This is a genomic window from Bacillus sp. AFS059628, from assembly GCF_002571225.1.
Taxonomy (GTDB): Bacteria; Bacillota; Bacilli; order Bacillales; family Bacillaceae_G; genus Bacillus_A.
This window is the reverse complement of record NZ_NVEC01000008.1, coordinates 61791-78252: the sequence shown is the minus strand read 5'-3', so window position 1 is coordinate 78252 and position 16462 is coordinate 61791. Positions and strand designations below refer to the sequence as shown.

General features: G+C 35.4%; 13 protein-coding genes. 8 read left to right on the top strand and 5 right to left on the bottom strand.

Translation table 11 applies throughout. From position 1 onward, the window contains the following. Positions 1 to 547 (top strand): LPXTG cell wall anchor domain-containing protein (locus tag COL05_RS05110; RefSeq protein ID WP_257152536.1); only part of this gene is annotated, 547 nt, incomplete at its 5' end. Between the two features lie 56 nt (positions 548 to 603). On the opposite strand, the gene COL05_RS30870 is transcribed toward COL05_RS05110, so the two are convergent. Further along, on the bottom strand, positions 604 to 2343 hold the full coding sequence (locus COL05_RS30870) for an S-layer homology domain-containing protein (RefSeq protein ID WP_142337355.1): 1740 nt from the start codon (positions 2341 to 2343) through the stop codon (positions 604 to 606). Positions 2344 to 2600: 257 nt separating this feature from the next. On the opposite strand from COL05_RS30870, the gene COL05_RS05095 reads away from it, so the two are divergent. Both COL05_RS05095 and COL05_RS05090 read left to right on the top strand, forming a co-directional pair. Beyond that, positions 2601 to 4091, top strand: a complete 1491-nt coding sequence (locus tag COL05_RS05095; RefSeq protein WP_142337354.1) for a coproporphyrinogen III oxidase — start codon at positions 2601 to 2603, stop codon at positions 4089 to 4091. Positions 4092 to 4311: 220 nt separating this feature from the next. Next, positions 4312 to 5868 carry a fatty acid--CoA ligase gene (locus COL05_RS05090; protein WP_098667820.1) on the top strand — a complete coding sequence of 519 codons (1557 nt, stop codon included), beginning with the start codon at positions 4312 to 4314 and terminating at the stop codon, positions 5866 to 5868. A gap of 573 nt (positions 5869 to 6441) precedes the next feature. Here COL05_RS05090 and COL05_RS05085 read toward each other — a convergent pair. After that, entirely contained in the window at positions 6442 to 6639 is a 198-nt protein-coding gene (locus COL05_RS05085) for a hypothetical protein (protein ID WP_098667819.1), read from the bottom strand. A 185-nt stretch (positions 6640 to 6824) separates the two neighbouring features. Between COL05_RS05085 and COL05_RS31740 the strand changes: the two genes are divergently transcribed. Next, the gene (locus COL05_RS31740; RefSeq protein WP_001177692.1) at positions 6825 to 6959 is read left to right on the top strand and encodes a hypothetical protein; all 135 of its coding nucleotides are present in this window, start codon (positions 6825 to 6827) and stop codon (positions 6957 to 6959) included. 149 nt (positions 6960 to 7108) lie between these two features. Here the strand turns inward: COL05_RS31740 and COL05_RS05080 are convergent, their stop codons facing one another. Continuing rightward, positions 7109 to 7573: a hypothetical protein gene (locus COL05_RS05080; RefSeq protein WP_098667818.1), complete on the bottom strand. Its 465-nt coding sequence runs from the start codon at positions 7571 to 7573 to the stop codon at positions 7109 to 7111. A 152-nt stretch (positions 7574 to 7725) separates the two neighbouring features. Between COL05_RS05080 and COL05_RS05075 the strand changes: the two genes are divergently transcribed. Next, positions 7726 to 9240 carry a SulP family inorganic anion transporter gene (locus COL05_RS05075; RefSeq protein ID WP_142337365.1) on the top strand — a complete coding sequence of 505 codons (1515 nt, stop codon included), beginning with the start codon at positions 7726 to 7728 and terminating at the stop codon, positions 9238 to 9240. Between the two features lie 196 nt (positions 9241 to 9436). Further along, on the top strand, positions 9437 to 9808 hold the full coding sequence (locus tag COL05_RS05070; protein ID WP_098667816.1) for a hypothetical protein: 372 nt from the start codon (positions 9437 to 9439) through the stop codon (positions 9806 to 9808). Between the two features lie 112 nt (positions 9809 to 9920). Here COL05_RS05070 and COL05_RS05065 read toward each other — a convergent pair whose 3' ends face one another. Beyond that, on the bottom strand, positions 9921 to 10802 hold the full coding sequence (locus tag COL05_RS05065; RefSeq protein ID WP_098667815.1) for an accessory Sec system S-layer assembly protein: 882 nt from the start codon (positions 10800 to 10802) through the stop codon (positions 9921 to 9923). 14 nt (positions 10803 to 10816) lie between these two features. Next, positions 10817 to 13183: an accessory Sec system translocase SecA2 gene (gene secA2, locus COL05_RS05060; RefSeq protein WP_098667814.1), complete on the bottom strand. Its 2367-nt coding sequence runs from the start codon at positions 13181 to 13183 to the stop codon at positions 10817 to 10819. A gap of 282 nt (positions 13184 to 13465) precedes the next feature. Between secA2 and COL05_RS05055 the strand changes: the two genes are divergently transcribed. Together COL05_RS05055 and csaB are read left to right on the top strand one after the other, a co-directional pair. Then, positions 13466 to 14986, top strand: a complete 1521-nt coding sequence (locus tag COL05_RS05055) for a putative polysaccharide biosynthesis protein (RefSeq protein WP_098667813.1) — start codon at positions 13466 to 13468, stop codon at positions 14984 to 14986. Between the two features lie 141 nt (positions 14987 to 15127). Beyond that, on the top strand, positions 15128 to 16225 hold the full coding sequence (csaB, locus tag COL05_RS05050; RefSeq protein WP_098667812.1) for a polysaccharide pyruvyl transferase CsaB: 1098 nt from the start codon (positions 15128 to 15130) through the stop codon (positions 16223 to 16225). The last annotated feature ends 237 nt before the right edge of the window (positions 16226 to 16462 follow it).

Below are 16462 nucleotides of genomic sequence, written 5' to 3'. Positions count from 1 at the left end.
AGAAACAGAAACACCAGGTGAAGAAACAGAGAAACCAGGTGAAGAAACAGAGAAACCAGGTGAAGAAACAGAGAAACCAGGTGAAGAGACAGAAAAGCCGGGTGAAGAAACAGAAAAGCCAGGCGAAGAAACAGAAAAGCCAGGCGAAGAAACAGAGAAGCCAGGTGAAGAAACAGAGAAACCAGGTGAAGAAACAGAGAAACCAGGTGAAGAAACAGAAAAGCCAGGCGAAGAAACAGAAAATCCAGGTGAAGAAACAGAGAAACCAGGTGAAGAGACAGAAAATCCAGGTGAAGAAACAGAAAAACCAAGTGGAGAAACAGAAAATCCAGGTGAAGAAACAGAGAAACCAGGTGAAGAGACAGAAAATCCAGGTGAAGGAATGGAAAACGTAGATAAAGGAAAACCTACCTTACCAGAAAAAGGACAAGGTGCGTCTCATGCACAACTTCCAGCTACAGGACATGATATGAATTATCTACCATTCATTGGTTTTGCTCTTGTTTTATTAGGAATACGTCTTAGATTTATGATTAAAAATAGTTAATAGTTTTATAAAAGGCATAAGAGAATTGTTATCTCTTATGCCTTTTAGTTTTTTGTTTAAGCTTCAATAACCTTAAGCATTCGATTTAAAAATGCAGCTGCTTCAGCGCGTGTCGCTGTGCCTTTTGGTACGAATTCATTCCGTTCGTTACCTTTTACAATTCCGTATGCATAAACGTTTTGTAATGCTTTTTTATCGTATGCTAAGTTTTGGTCAGTGAATGGTAATTTCACTTCTTTTCTATAAATCCATTTATATTCTAGTGCACGGTCAATCATAATAACAGCTTCATCACGTGTTATTGTAGCATTAGGATCAAATTTATTATTCCCACGACCATTAATGATACCTGCACTAGCGGCGCGGTTAATTCCATCTACTAAAGATGGGTGTGCTTCGTTTAAGTCTGTAAATTTAGCGTTTCCAGCTGGTAATCTTAAAGCTCGCGACATTAAATTTGCAAACTCAGCTCTTGTTACGAGGCGGTTTGGCCAGTAAGAACCATTTCCATCACCGAACATAATTTTCCTAGCTGCTAATTGACGAATGTCTTGTTCATACCATCCACCTGTAATGTCGTCTTTTTCATGAGGGACTTCTGGCGGCGGAATAACATCTTTACGATGTTCATTATAGTAAGCGTTTGTGCCTTTTAAGAAAGCATCCCATTGTCCGCGTTGAATCATAAATGCAGGGCAGTTTTTTCCGCTCCAAAATTGATGCTTTTGCACGTGATCTAGAGATATGTTTAATTCATTCATTAAATAAGCAGCTAATTTGCGCGCATTTTCTACCGCTTTCGTATAATTTCCATCACTATTCACAGCAATTTCAATTCCGATAGATTCATAGTTTCCTGTCTTATTTCCAGCATGCCATCCAACTTCATTTAGTGGAAGATGTTGATAAATTTCTTTGTCATCTACTGTAAAATGCCAAGATGCTGAACGATCCGTATTTCCACGGGCTTGGCTATCTAAGTACTTCGCATGATTTAAAGCGTTAGCACCTTTACTTGTATTAGCAGTTTCATGAATTGTAATATATTTCGGTTCCATTGCGTAGCCAGGACGAATGTTTTCGTTTCCTTTTGGAACAATCATTTCTTTAAATGTAACACCATAAACGTTATTTGTAGGCAAATTAGATGGTGTTTTGAAGAAAGTTGCGCTTCTCTTTTCGATAGCACCTGTTTTTTCAAATAATGATGCTTTCGTACCGTCGAATGTAGCTGAAGGAGCATAAATCCATTTCTCAGTTCCGTTCATTTGAATGTTAAACCAATTCCCAGCTTGTTCAGTAGGAGTTACTGTTTGTGGCTGTAATTTTGTTTCTTCTTTAAACGATTGGAAAGGGAATGAATAGACTGATGCTTCTTCTGTTACAATTAATTTTTGATTTGAGAGTTTATGAATCTCTTGTACTTCTAAACTATTATCTTCCTTATTAATCCAACCAGAACCAAATGTAGTTTGTATATAATATGCATTCCCTTTTTTCTTCGTTGCCTTTACTACCGGTTCAGCAATTTCAATATTTGTTTTGGTTTTTAAGTCGTTTGAATCGTATAGTGGAATTTTTGTTGATAAGTGGAGAAGATATTCACCCGAGATTTCAAGATCGCTTTCTTCGTCGTGTCTATGCTGTTTTGCATGTTCTTCAATGCTTTTTAAAGCTTGATCATCAATAGACAATTCCGCATTTCTCTCTATATTTTCTGCGAATGAATGGGTAGGTACTATAAATGTTTGTAATGCCAAAGATAGTGCTAAAATGTTGTAAAGCTTTTTTTTCATAGTTGTTTTAACACGTGATAGTCTTTATTGCGTGTTAAGAGTCCTCCTTTATATGTATTTAAATTAGTAGCAAGTACTAATACGTTCTAGATTGTAACAAGAGTATATTACAATGTCCATACAACTAGGAAAAGTTCGTTAAAAATCAATATTCAGTTTGTTTTAAATAGGATATTAAAATAAGGTAAAACCTTCTGTATTGACCTGCCAACGCCCTTCAAGTAAACTAAAGAGAGTTTGCAAATGAAAAGGTGATAATGTTGTTAATTTCAATTAAAACGTTACAAGATGATCGTTTTTTACGTCCGCTGCAAAATATTAGCGGCTTATTTTTTGAAGATAGTACGATTGGATTTGAACAAGAGGAAGCAAATCTTATCGTTGATATACACATTGAAGAGAATGTAAAAGCATCTGCTCGTTTAACAGATGTTGCGACTGGAAATGTGTATGAAGAAACATTCGCAAAAGATTTATCTGCTTTCACAGATGAAAAAGAGCGTATGAAGCAAGTGAAACACGTTGTTTCTTATGTATATCTTTCTGTTCTTCAGCAGTTAACTGGTATTGAACAAAGCTGGGGTATTTTAACGGGAGTTCGTCCGACGAAACTTCTTCATAAAATGCTTCAAAATGGTATGTCAAAAGAAGAAGCGCACCAAGAACTTCGTGAAAGCTATTTAATTCATGAAGAGAAAATTGAACTTCTTCAACGTATTGTGGATTGCCAATTAGCGGTGGTTCCAGATTTATACCGTTTGAAAGAGGAAGTAAGTATTTATATTGGTATTCCATTCTGCCCAACAAAATGTGCATATTGTACATTCCCGGCGTATGCAATTAACGGACGCCAAGGTTCTGTTGATTCATTCTTAGGTGGTTTACATTATGAAGTTCGTGAAATTGGTAAGTTTTTAAAAGAAAAAGGTGTAAAAGTTACGACGATTTATTACGGCGGCGGTACACCGACAAGTATTACAGCAGAAGAGATGGATATGCTGTATGAAGAAATGTATGAAGCGTTCCCAGATGTGAAAAATGTGCGTGAAGTAACAGTTGAGGCAGGTCGCCCAGATACAATTACGCCAGCGAAGCTAGAAGTGTTAAATAAATGGAACATTGACCGTATTAGTATTAATCCGCAGTCATACCATCAAGAGACATTAAAAGCGATCGGACGTCACCATACTGTAGAAGAAACAATTGAGAAGTATCATTTAGCTCGTGAAATGGGAATGAACAATATTAATATGGATTTAATTATTGGTCTTCCTGGTGAAGGGTTAGATATCTTTAAGCATACGCTAGATGAAACAGAAAAGTTAATGCCAGAATCATTAACAGTTCATACGTTATCATTTAAACGTGCTTCTGAAATGACGCAAAACAAACGTAAATATAAAGTAGCAGGTCGCGAAGAAATTACAGCGATGATGCACGAAGCAGAAGAGTGGACGCAAAAGCATAATTACGTACCATATTACCTATATCGTCAAAAGAATATTTTAGGTAATTTAGAGAACGTTGGTTATGCAATGCCGACGCAAGAAAGTATTTACAACATTGTCATTATGGAAGAAGTACAATCAATTATCGGACTTGGTTGTGGTGCATCAAGTAAATTTGTTCATCCGAAAACAGGAGCAATTACGCACTTCGCAAATCCGAAAGATCCAAAATCATATAACGATGGCTTCGTAAAATATACAGAAGACAAACTGAAAATTTTAGAAGAGCTATTTGTATAAGAAAAAAGAGGTTGTTCCAAGTTGGAACAATCTCTTTTTTATTTTGTTAGTTTTTGTCTGTAAATTTATATATTCAAAAATGCATATATAATTCCGCTTGGAACTGTTTGTAAAACAATGTCGATAATAATCAGAAAAATTAGTCAAATCATTAGAGGACAATGTCTACTTATAGACGAAATGATAGATTTATGAAAGAGAAAAGGGGGAAATTGTTGGCATGTACATGACGATAGGGAGAATATTTGATTTAGCTGTTGGTAAGTATCCGAATAAAGAGGCGTTAGTAGAGCCGGAAAAAAATATTCGCTGGACGTATAAACAGTGGGATGAGCAAATAAATAAAACGGCGCAAGCGCTATTGAAAGAAGGGGTAAGAAAGGGAGATACTGTATCTGTTTACTTATATAATTGCCGTGAATTTGTAAACGTTTACTTAGCCTGTGCGAAAATAGGGGCAATCTTTAACCCGATTAATTTCCGCTTAAAGGCAAAAGAAGTATCGTATATTCTCCAAGACGCAGCCTCGAAAGTCGTAGTCTTTGAAAAAGCAGTTGAATCAACTGTTGCTATCATTGAACGAGATTTTCCAAATTCGTCTTTTTGGTATATAGAAGACGATACACCTTCCTATGCTAGTTCTTACCATGAAAAAGTGAATGCAGCATCTTCTGACAAAGTAGATATCGAAATTGATGAAATGGATTATTGTTCGATGCTATATACGAGCGGTACGACAGGTCATCCGAAAGGCGTGTTACATCGCCATCGTGAAATGGCTGAGCATAGTATGATTTGTACGTATTTCTTAAAATATAATAGAGATAGTGCTGGGCTTGTAGTGGCGCCTTTATATCATTGCGGCGAGTTAAATGCTGGAATCATTCCGCGTATTCAAGTTGGTGGAAAGAATGTTATTTTACATCACTTTGATACAGATAGAGTATTACATACGATTCAAGAGGAGAAGATTACGACGTTCTTTGCAGCACCGACGATGTGGAATATGCTGTTGCAAAAAGATTTAACGCAGTATGATTTAACATCGATGAAGATTGGTATATATGGAGGAGCGGCGATGGCTCCAGCATTAGTGAAGGAATGTAAAGAACGTCTTTATATTGATCTTGTACAAATTTACGGAATGACAGAAATGGGACCAGTTGTTGCGTTTCTTGTAGAAGAAGATCAAATTACGAAAGCAGGTTCAGCGGGAACACCGTGTTTTAGTCATGAAATTCGAATTGTAAAACCAAATGATGATGCACCAGCAGAACCGGATGATGTATTGCCTCCTTATGAAGTAGGGGAGATTATTTTGCGTGGCCCAACTATGATGGCTGGTTATCATAACCGAGAAGAAGCAAATGCAAAATCGATGTATAAAGGATGGTATCACTCTGGTGATTTAGGTTACTTCGATAAAGATGGCTATTTATTCGTCGCAGATCGTGTGGATGATATGGTAATTAGCGGAGGCGTTAATATTTATCCACGTGAAATTGAAGATTTTCTACATAGTCATCCTGGTATATTAGATGTTGCGGTGCTTGGAGAGCCAGATGAATTATGGGGAGAACGTGTTGTGGCCGTTGTCGTAAAGAAAGATGAAGCGATTACAGAAAAGGATTTAGAAATATATTGTAAAGAAAGTGATGAATTAGCGGATTATAAACGTCCACGTCATTATTTATTTGTGGATGAACTTCCTCGTAATGCGAGTGGGAAATTACAAAAATTTGTGCTTAGAGAGTCTTTGAAAGGTGCAAAAAAATAGAAAGTGCCGGATGCACTATACCTATGTGATTTTCGTCTGTTTTTAAATAGACGAAGCAATATCTTTGCTCTTTTGTAGAGGTGGAGAATTAAGTGAAGATCAATTGGTCTTCACTTAATTCTCGTTTCTTTATAAAGAAGAGTAATTCGTGCAGTTGAAACAATGTGAAAGAACTAAAGGGATGTACAAAAAAAGACACCTTAAGGTGCCTCTTTCCGACTTGAACCATCTTCATTTCATACGAATCTATCCGTATTACCCCTTTGTTATAAGTGTAAACACATACTATAAAACAGAATCGTCTATATACACTAATTGTTAGTTTAAAAAATACAAGAGATTTAAACTTAGTATTGGAGTAACGCCACATCCCCTATAATGATTGATATGTTACGCCTTTTAAAAGAATCTGCTTTATAGAACGTGTCCACAAGTTATATTTTACTACATGTAATATTCATTTAGTTTATTTTTTGTGAATATGTATAATTACATAAACTTCATAAGAAAAAGGGAGTATACTTTGTTATTTTGTAATAAAGGTAAAGCCCGCCTAAAAATAGGGGGCTTTTCTTATTTTTTATAAATATTTATTCCAATTATATTATCAGATGAATCTAAACGAACATAAACGTCATCTGACAAAAGGTGGGCATTATATATTCTTTGTTTATACGTTGATATCTCGAAGCGTTTTCCATTTGATTCACATTCCAAAATAATCATATCTCCATGCTCTTTCCAATTTATTAATCTAGCAGTTGTATTCATTTTTAATCCTCCTCTAAATCATATTATGAAAATTAACAGAGATAGTGTGAGGAAGGAGTTTATATAGTCAAAAAGAAAGGTGAAGAGATTGTAACATAGTAACTTTTTCGTAAAAACAAACTATTTAATTATATCGATAATAAGATTAATATGATGTATTAATCTAACAGAAGGGAGGAATAGCCATGCAATTAGTTTGTTTTAAAATAGTAAGTGGTCAATACTTCTTATTTGTAGAAGGTATTCAAATTCCTGTACCAATTCCAGCAGCTGCTGCAGCTCTATTAATTGGTTTAGGAATAATTCCACTTTGTTCTTAATGTAAGAACTTTCAGCAGTTCTACTTTTTAATTGAAAAACCCTCAAGCATTCATATACTTGAGGGTTTTTTATTGTTATAAAAATTGTTGAATGAAATGGGATTCGCAACATTGTTTGATGGTCATGTTGGAATGCCCACTTTCTAGTTTTATTTACGTGAAAATCCTTCTTCATCAAGGTATTCCGCAGCTTCTGGATAAGAGTTGAATGTACCGTCTAAGTTTACACCAGCGTACACGTTCCACATATCGTCCTCTGAGATAAGAGTAAGGATATGACCGTCTTCGTTCTGCCATTCTTCTTCTTTCGCAGGTTCTGCAGGAATTATTACCTCTTCTTGTGAAAGTAATTCAATTGATTGCTCGATTATTGAGCGTAATTCATCTGCTGAAAATTCGCGGATGTTAACCATACCTTTATCATCCGTTTTGTAACCTTTAATACCACTTGCATATACAAAGCCGTTTCCATTTGGATGTAAGTGGTAAACAACGTTCTTTTTATCTAAACGACTTTCTTCAAAGTGAAAGTTCACGCGTTTTAATGATACGTTTTTTCTTTCTAATTCTGGGAAAGATTCAATGATCGATAATTTTTCTTCAAAAGTTAGCATAGTGCCTCCAAATATATAATAAAAGATTTAATTTGTTCATTATAACATAGTTATAAAAGTTTCCAAAGATGCGGCAGAAGCTTACAATTGAATACGTTTACGTCACGATACTGTAAAAAGTGGACTAACGAATGTATTCTTTTAGGTGTACAATGGAATGTGGACTTAATGTGAAGGTGGTTATTTATATGTTTCAAAAAATAGCAAAGGAATGTTTAGCAGGTTTTACTGTTGCGATTGTTGCGTTGCCACTTGCCATTGCATTTGGTATTGCTGCAACGGGAACGTCTGAGGGAGCACTAGTCGGATTGTATGGTGCGATTTTTGCAGGGTTATTTGCGGCGTTATTTGGTGGTACACCTGGGCAGGTTACGGGGCCAACTGGGCCGATTACTGTTATCGCAACAGGGGTTATTGCGACGCACGGATTAGAGGCGAGTTTTATAGCATTTATGATGGCGGGGCTGTTTCAAATTTTATTCGGTGTATGTAAGCTGGGCTCTTACGTTCGATACATTCCGTATTCTGTCGTTTCAGGATTTATGAACGGTATCGCATTAATTATTATTTTAGGTGAAATGAAGCATGTGCAAAATAGTTTTCTACTCGTAGTATTAACGATTATTGTCATGATTGTTTCTGGAAAATGGATTAAGGCCATTCCATCTAGTTTAGTTGCATTAGTAGGTGTGACAGCTATGCTTCCTTTCATTTCTTCGGCTTTAGAAGGACTTACAGTGAAGTTACCGTTTATCGGAAACTTGTCATTAAATAAGGTGATTGAGAAGATTGGAACGATTCCAGAAGCAATGCCGACGCTTCATATTCCATCTTTAAGTGGAACAGGCATCGCAGAACTTATTTTACCAGCGCTTAGTATTGCTTTATTAGGATCGATTGACTCGTTGTTAACATCGGTTGTAATGGATAATGTGACGGGTACGCGTCATAAAAGTAATAAAGAACTGGTCGGACAAGGTATTGGTAATATGGTGAGCGGATTGTTTGGCGGATTAGCAGGGGCAGGAGCAACTGTACGGTCTATCGTTAATATAAGAAGTGGTGGTAAAACGGCGCTTTCAGCAAGTATGCATAGTGTTATATTATTTATTTTCATTATGGGACTTGGGTCAGTCGTGCAATACATACCACTTGCTGTGCTATCGGGTATTTTAATTTTAACTGGTATTGGCATGTTTGATTGGGAAAGCATGAAGAAAATGCATGTAGCACCAAAAGGCGATGTTATTGTTATGCTCGTAACAATGGTTGTCACAGTGAAGTTTGATTTAATGATTGCTGTTGCGTTCGGTATTATTCTTTCGTTCATTATATACATGATGAAATGTAAAGAACGTAAAGCTTCTATTGTAAAAGAGAAGGAAGCAACATATAAAATTAAAGGACCACTTTCATTTTTAACAGTGGATCGCGTTTTTTATGCTTTACAAGACGTAAAGTCTCCGGTTGTTTTACGTATGAAAGATGTGCGCTATATGGATGTATCAGGAGCTATGGCATTGTTGAACTTTGTTGAGCAGTCGGATAAAGTAGGTGCGAGTGTGACACTAGAACAAGTACCTGCTCATATTGAAAACACATTAGTAACGATGGCGAGTAATGAGCAGAAAGATAAATTACAGTTTGTAAAAGCTGAGGCTATATAAGGAGAGACTCTCTTATGAGGGTCTCTTTTTGTATATTTAATATCATTATATATGGATATTTCGGCGTTATTGACATTTATTAATCTTAGCAGTATATTAACATTCTAGATTAGGAATGTGATATTATAATAACGTATATGAATTTTGAGATTCCTTTTTTTCAGAAGGAAGAGCTTTAAGCTGGAGGGAATAATTGATGTACAAACAGTTACCACACGGAGTGAAAATTGGGATTACACGCTCAATTGTTGTTTCTTTTGAGAAGTACATGAAAGACATTGAATGGAACGAAGAGAAGTTTGATATGCAACAATTTGTTGAACAGTGGAAACAGTATTTATACACAAAATCAACTTGGATCAATAAAGTAGATGATGAGTTGAAAGGACATCCAGATTTCCATCAAGCATTAGCGATGAAAGTAAATGAAAAAATTAACGAGTTTATTAATGAAAAACCGAGCGAAGAGCAAGTAGAGCAATTAAAGAGAAATAAAGTGAAGCATGTAGATGACATGTGCAAATTAGAAGCTGAATATCATATTGAACGTTTATTAGTAACGAAATAAATTTTACATAAATAAAAATCCTGTCCAAAGAGGTGTGATGACCATCTTTTTGAACAGGGTTTTTGTATGAAGAATGAGAGAGGCTGCTTTTAGAAGCAGCCTCTCTTTATTATTAGTCTTGTGGTACAAATGCTTTCCAAGAAGATAGATCCATATCTTCTTTTAATATAGATGAAGCAGGGAAGACAAATGACCACGGTTTTGTCGTGTTCGCTTTAATTTTAAGGTTCGGTAATGTGAAAGCACCTTTAACGACAACAGCACCTGATGCATCTTCGATATGAAGAGGAAGTTGCTCTAGTTGAATCGTGTCTTTGCAACCGTTACGAATAAGAAGCGTTGTATGTAAATCACCGTTTTCTTTTCTTGCAGCTTGCAGACCTAGGAAGTTCATTTCACCATCATTTGGAGGTGTTAAATTGTCTACGAAATTACGTAAAGCTTCTTTGCTTGCTTCAGGTAACTGAGCTTCCCAAGATGGATCTAAATCTAATGCATGCTTACTTTCAAGTTCAAATGCTAATTCCCAATCTGTTTGCGATAATTCAGCATCTGTAATTGTTTCTTGCTCAAATGTAAAGATAAATGGCATATTTACATTTGCAGGAATATCTCCTAATGCAGAAAGGTTAAATGTTTTTCGTGCACATAGTTTTTTCTCTTTATTTAGAAGGATTAATGTAACCTCTTCGAAAGAAATTGGTTTCGGAACAGTGCTGCGAATAAATACAGCTATGTCATAACCGTTATCACGCTTTTCAATCTCAATTCCAGATAAAGAAATTTGATATTCTTCTAAACGTGGTAGTTCTTTATGTAAAAATTGATAAATGTATTTTTGTTCTTGTGCTACTGCACCCCAGCTTGGGTGGAAGTAAAGCGTTGGCTTTACAGTTTTCTTTTCAGTATTTGTTTCTTCTTGTCCGAATAATTGATTACTAGAGACAGTTGTATCTTTTCCTTTTTTCTTAGCCTTTTTTAGGAATGATAACATAATCTTTCACCTCGTTATTGTACGTTTTCAGGAACCCCTAAATGTCTTGCAACATAGCGACACATTTCTTTTTCGAAATTACCATATGTGTATAAAAAGATATCTAAACCTTCTTTTTGATACAGACGAGTAGGATCTTCTTGTTGATATTGTCTTAGCCCGATGCCTTCTTTTAAGTGGGTCATTGCATCTAAGTGATTGACCCAGTTCTGATCTAGGAAGTGAAGAGCAACATATCGTAGCGACTGCTGTAAATCAGTATTGCTATTTAGTTCATTTACATGCTCTTTATAAAGAGATAATGTATCTTTCAAAACGGATTGTAAATCTTCCGGTGAATGTACATTATTCGCTGATAGTGATGGCATGTTTTCTACTGGTAAAATTTCTTTTATATTTGCTGTTAAACTAGCAAAATCCCATTCTTCCGGAAGCATACCTTCTAAAAGGTATTGCTTAGAAATGGCTTCTACAACATGATCAATCATTGGAATAATAATTTCGATCATATTTGTATCTTCTTGTAATAAGTTATTACGTAATTTATAAATAACGTTACGTTGGTCATTGATTACATCGTCTAACTTTAAATTGTACTCACGCATTGAGAAATGGCTACCTTCACAAATTAATTGTGTACGGTTCACGAAATCATGGACTTTAGCAGTTAGAATAAGTCCTGTTTCATCTGTTTTCAGTGATTTCGTTAATTTCTCTACTTCTTCTTGTGCGAAACGTTTTAGCATTTCATCTTCTAAAGAAAGGAAGAATTGAGAGCTACCTGGATCTCCTTGACGACCAGCACGACCTTTTAGTTGATTGTCAACGCGTCGTGATTCATGGCGTTCTGTCCCAATTACATGTAATCCACCAAGTTCATGAACACCCTCACCTAGTAAAATATCAGTACCTCGTCCGGCCATATTCGTCGCAATTGTGATTTGTCCTTTTTGTCCAGCTGTAGCGATTAAATCGGCCTCTTGTTCTGCGCTTTTTGCATTTAATAATTGATATGTAATATTTGCTTCATCTAAGTAACGGGCAACGGTTTCTGATTGTAAAATAGACATTGTCCCAATTAAAATTGGGCGTCCTTGTTTATTGTGCTTTAGAACATCTTCACGTACAGCTTTATATTTTGCATCGGCTGTTACGTATACGACGTCTTTTTTGTCTTCACGAATGATTGGACGGTTTGTCGGAATCGGCATAACTTCCATGTTATATACACGGTTAAATTCTTTTTCTTCCGTTTTTGCTGTACCTGTCATACCAGATAGTGCTGGATACATACGGAAGAAGTTTTGAATTGTAATGGATGCTTGTGTTTGGTTTTCTTCTGTGATTTCTAAGCCTTCTTTTGCTTCAAGAGCTTGGTGTAAACCATCACTTAAAGAGCGACCATCCATAACGCGGCCCGTGAAAATATCTACAAGTAGAATTTTTTCATCATGTACAATATAGTCAACATCACATTGGAAAGCGACATGAGCTCGTAATGCTTGAATCATATAATGATATAAAGTTTGATGCTCTAAATCATATAGGTTATCGATATCAAATAAATCTTCTATTTTTGTAATACCATCTTCTGTAAAACTAGCAGATTTCGTTTCTGCATCGTATGTGTAATGAAGAGTATCTTGGAATGATTTAATAACTTTTGCACATAAATAGTGTAAATCAGAGCTGCTTGATTTTTTACCGGCGATAATAAGAGGCGTCTTCGCTTCATCAATTAAAACGCTATCAATCTCATCGATAATAGCAAAATGATAGGGACGTTGCACCTGCTCATCTTTTGAAGCAGCCATATTATCACGTAAATAGTCAAAGCCAAATTCTGTTCCAATACCATATGTAATATCAGCTTCGTAAGCAAGTTTCTTTTCAGAAGGATCAATTTGAGGAATATTCAATCCAACTTTCAAACCTAGAAATTCATGAACTTGGCCAATTAATTCTTTATCTCGTTTTGCTAAATAGTCGTTTACAGTAATAACGTGAACGCCTTTTCCTTCAAGAGCACGTACGTACGTTGGAAGAGAAGAAACCAATGTTTTTCCTTCGCCCGTTGGCATCTCTGCAATATTACCTTCTAATAGTACGAGGCCACCAATTAATTGCACATCGTAGTGACGTAATCCAAGTACACGCTTTGCTGCTTCACGTACAACAGCGAACGCTTCAACTTTTATATCATCCACTGTTTTTCCGTCACGAAGCATGTTTTTGAATGTGATCGTTTTATGACGTAATTCTTCATCAGATAAATCAGATAGTTTTACTTCTAGATTATTAATTTCTTGAACAAGTTGTTCATATTTTTTTAGTTTTCTCTTTTGAGAATCTCCTAACAGCTTTTTTACCGAATTCAGCATGTTGTAAACACTCCTCTTACTGACAATAGCTACATTATAGCACATGTTTATCCCGAATAAGTAGAAGTAGTAAATTGAAGAAAAAACTGGATATAAATAAGGTGTTATTGTACATACTATATTTAAAACCTAGAAAGAAAGAGAGTATTCAATGTATAAGAATTTTGGTATGATAGCTAAATGAGATAAAGTGAAATTTTTCAAAAAAGAGAAGAATATAGTTATCTCGTTTTATGATGTAATAGGTATGGAAATTATATATTGAAAGAAAAGAGCTAGAAGATGAATAATAAGTTTGTGAAAGGCGCTGCGATTTTAACGATTACAACATTTCTATCGAAAGTGTTGGGAAGTTTTTTTCAAATCCCATTACAAAATATAGCAGGAGATGAAGTGCTGGGGATTTTTCGCCTTGTGTTTCCTGTGTATATGATAGCTTTAACTTTATCAGTAGCGGGAGTACCGCTAGCTATATCACAGTTAATCGCTGAACTTCATGAGAGGAATGACCAGGACGGAATTGCCAAACTATTTACTTCAGCATCTATTATTGGGGTAATATTTGGAGTGCTTGGATTTTCAGTTATTATGATTGGATCAAGTATGTTTGCAAATATGCTTGGTGGACAAGATACGAGACTCCCACTAATTGTAACTTCGTTTGCGTTATTAATCGCACCATATATGGCGGTATATCGAGGGTATTTCCAAGGTTTTGGAGATATGATTCCTACCGGGGTGTCACAAGTAATTGAGCAGTTCATTCGTGTGTTCTTTATGTTAGCAATTGCATTCTTATTTGTATCTTGGAATAAAGATAGTGATGTTGTAACAGGCGGCGCAATGATTGGTTCTTGCCTTGGGGTAATTACGTCACTTATCTATTTGAGATCGAAGTATGTAAAAAGTATATATCGTTATAAAAGTCATACATATTCACTACAAGATTTTAAAGATAATGCAAAAAAGATACTTCAGGTTTCGATTCCAATTGCAATTGGAGCATTATCGATGCCGGTGTTAAATTTAGTTGATTCTGTAACGATTCCACATATGTTGCATGAATCTACTACAACGATTCAAGAACAATTTGGTATATATAGTCGTGGCTTTGCGTTTACACAATTAATTGTCGTGTTTGCAAGTGCGATGGTATTTCCATTAATCCCGTTATTAACTGCTGCATTAACAAAGAAAGATATAACGTTAGCAAAACAAACAATTGAACGAACAAACGAGCTTGCTCATGTTTTAACAACACCAATAACAATCTGGCTCATGGCACTTACAATCCCGTTAAATGTTGGATTGTTTACAGATGCTAAAGGGAGCGGAATGTTAGCTATTTTAATTGGTAGTTCGTATTTCACATCAATTATGGTATTATCAATAGGGATTTTGCAAGGAATTAACCGTTCTAAACAGGCAGCGTGGATCGTTGTTGGAGCGAGTTTTGTAAAAGTCATATTAAATATAGTACTCGTAAGTCAATTTGGCATAACTGGTGCGGCTTATAGTACACTGATTATATATATCATGATTTGTATCGTAAACTATATATACATTCGAAAAGAATTGGCTTATTCGATTCATGTGGGGAGATTTTTTGCTGTAATTGGAGTATCTAGTATAGTAGGGATAGGATTATACTTTACATCTACTTTCATAAATGTGGTAGATTCTAGACTTATTGCAATAATATATAGTGGTTTAGCATTTTGTGTGGCTTTGTTCATCTATGGCATATGCGCATTAAAGTTGAACTGGATATCCAAAAAGCAAATCCCATTTTTACGTAAGTAAATTTGTCCATAAATGGGTATGGTTATTTATATGTTTGTGAAAGAAATCAATTTGAAGTTATCCAACTTTTCTTATTAAAGAGTTGATAGCAATTTGTTGCATGACAAAAAGTTGATTGCGAAATGTTGGAGGAGATTAAGAGTGCGGTTAGTTTTATCAGGATATTATGGTTTTTATAATGTTGGGGACGAAGCAATTTTGCAATCAATTATTAAAGCGCTACATGAAGAGGATCCTACTCTTGAGCTTGTTGTACTTTCGAATGACCCCGACTATACAAGAAAAATGTACGGTGTAGAGGCAGTAAATCGTTGGGATATAAGAGCAATTTATAAGGAAATAAAGAGAAGTAATGGCTTAATTAGCGGAGGGGGAAGCCTCCTGCAAGATAAAACGAGTATTAAAAGTATTTTGTATTATACAGGTATTATGCGAATTGCTCGTTTTTTGAAGAAGCCGTATTATATTTATGCGCAAGGAATTGGTCCAATTACGAAAAGGCAAAATCGTTTATTAGTGAAATGGCAAGTATCAAAAGCGGAATATATATCAGTTCGTGATGAAGATTCATTTTTGTATTTAAAAGAGATTGGTATTAAGAAGGATATCGAACTAGTTCCAGATCCAGTATTGGCATGTCAACCAGAAGGAATGAAGTCGGAGTGGCTGCAAAAACATTCAATTCAAGGGAAAGTAATTGCAGTTAGTGTGAGGTATTGGGACGCGAAAGAAGATTATATGAAGAAGTTAGCGGATACGCTGAAAAAATTTAAGCGTGATGGATATCATATTTTATTCGTACCAATGCATGGACCATTTGATCAAAATGCGTCACGCGATATTATTAACTTAATGGGAGAAGAAGCTCATATGCTTCCATATAAGCTGGACATTCATGAAAAAATTTCAATTTTGTCGGAATGTTCGCTTCTAATCGGTATGAGACTTCATGCGCTCATATTATCTGCGGTTGCTAATATTCCTGTGGTCGGTATTTCATATGATCCAAAGATCGATTCATTTTTACAACAAGTAAATCAGCCGATTATCGGAAACGTAGATGGTGACTGGACAGCTGAAACTTTGTATAATGTCGCAATGAAGCAACTAGAACAAAAAGAATATGTACAAGCAACATTGGAACAAAGAGTAGAAGAATTACGAGAGCAAATTTCAACAGCATCTCGATACATCATAAGTGATCTGAATTCAAAAGAGTTCGAAAAAAGAGGAATGTGACCTTAATTTAAGAGGACATCCTCTTTTTATTTTTTGAAAAAAAGAGAATGTCGAAAGAAAATAAAAATTTGTATAAAAATGTCGAATTTAATAAGGGGTTTTACATGCGTGCTCATAAAAAAAGAAGTTTGAGAGATAAGATGTATGTTTGAAAATCCTAACATTAATATATAGTGAATGTTAGGATTAAGCGTTTTATTTAATAAATTATAAGAAAATAGGTATGGTGATTTTGAA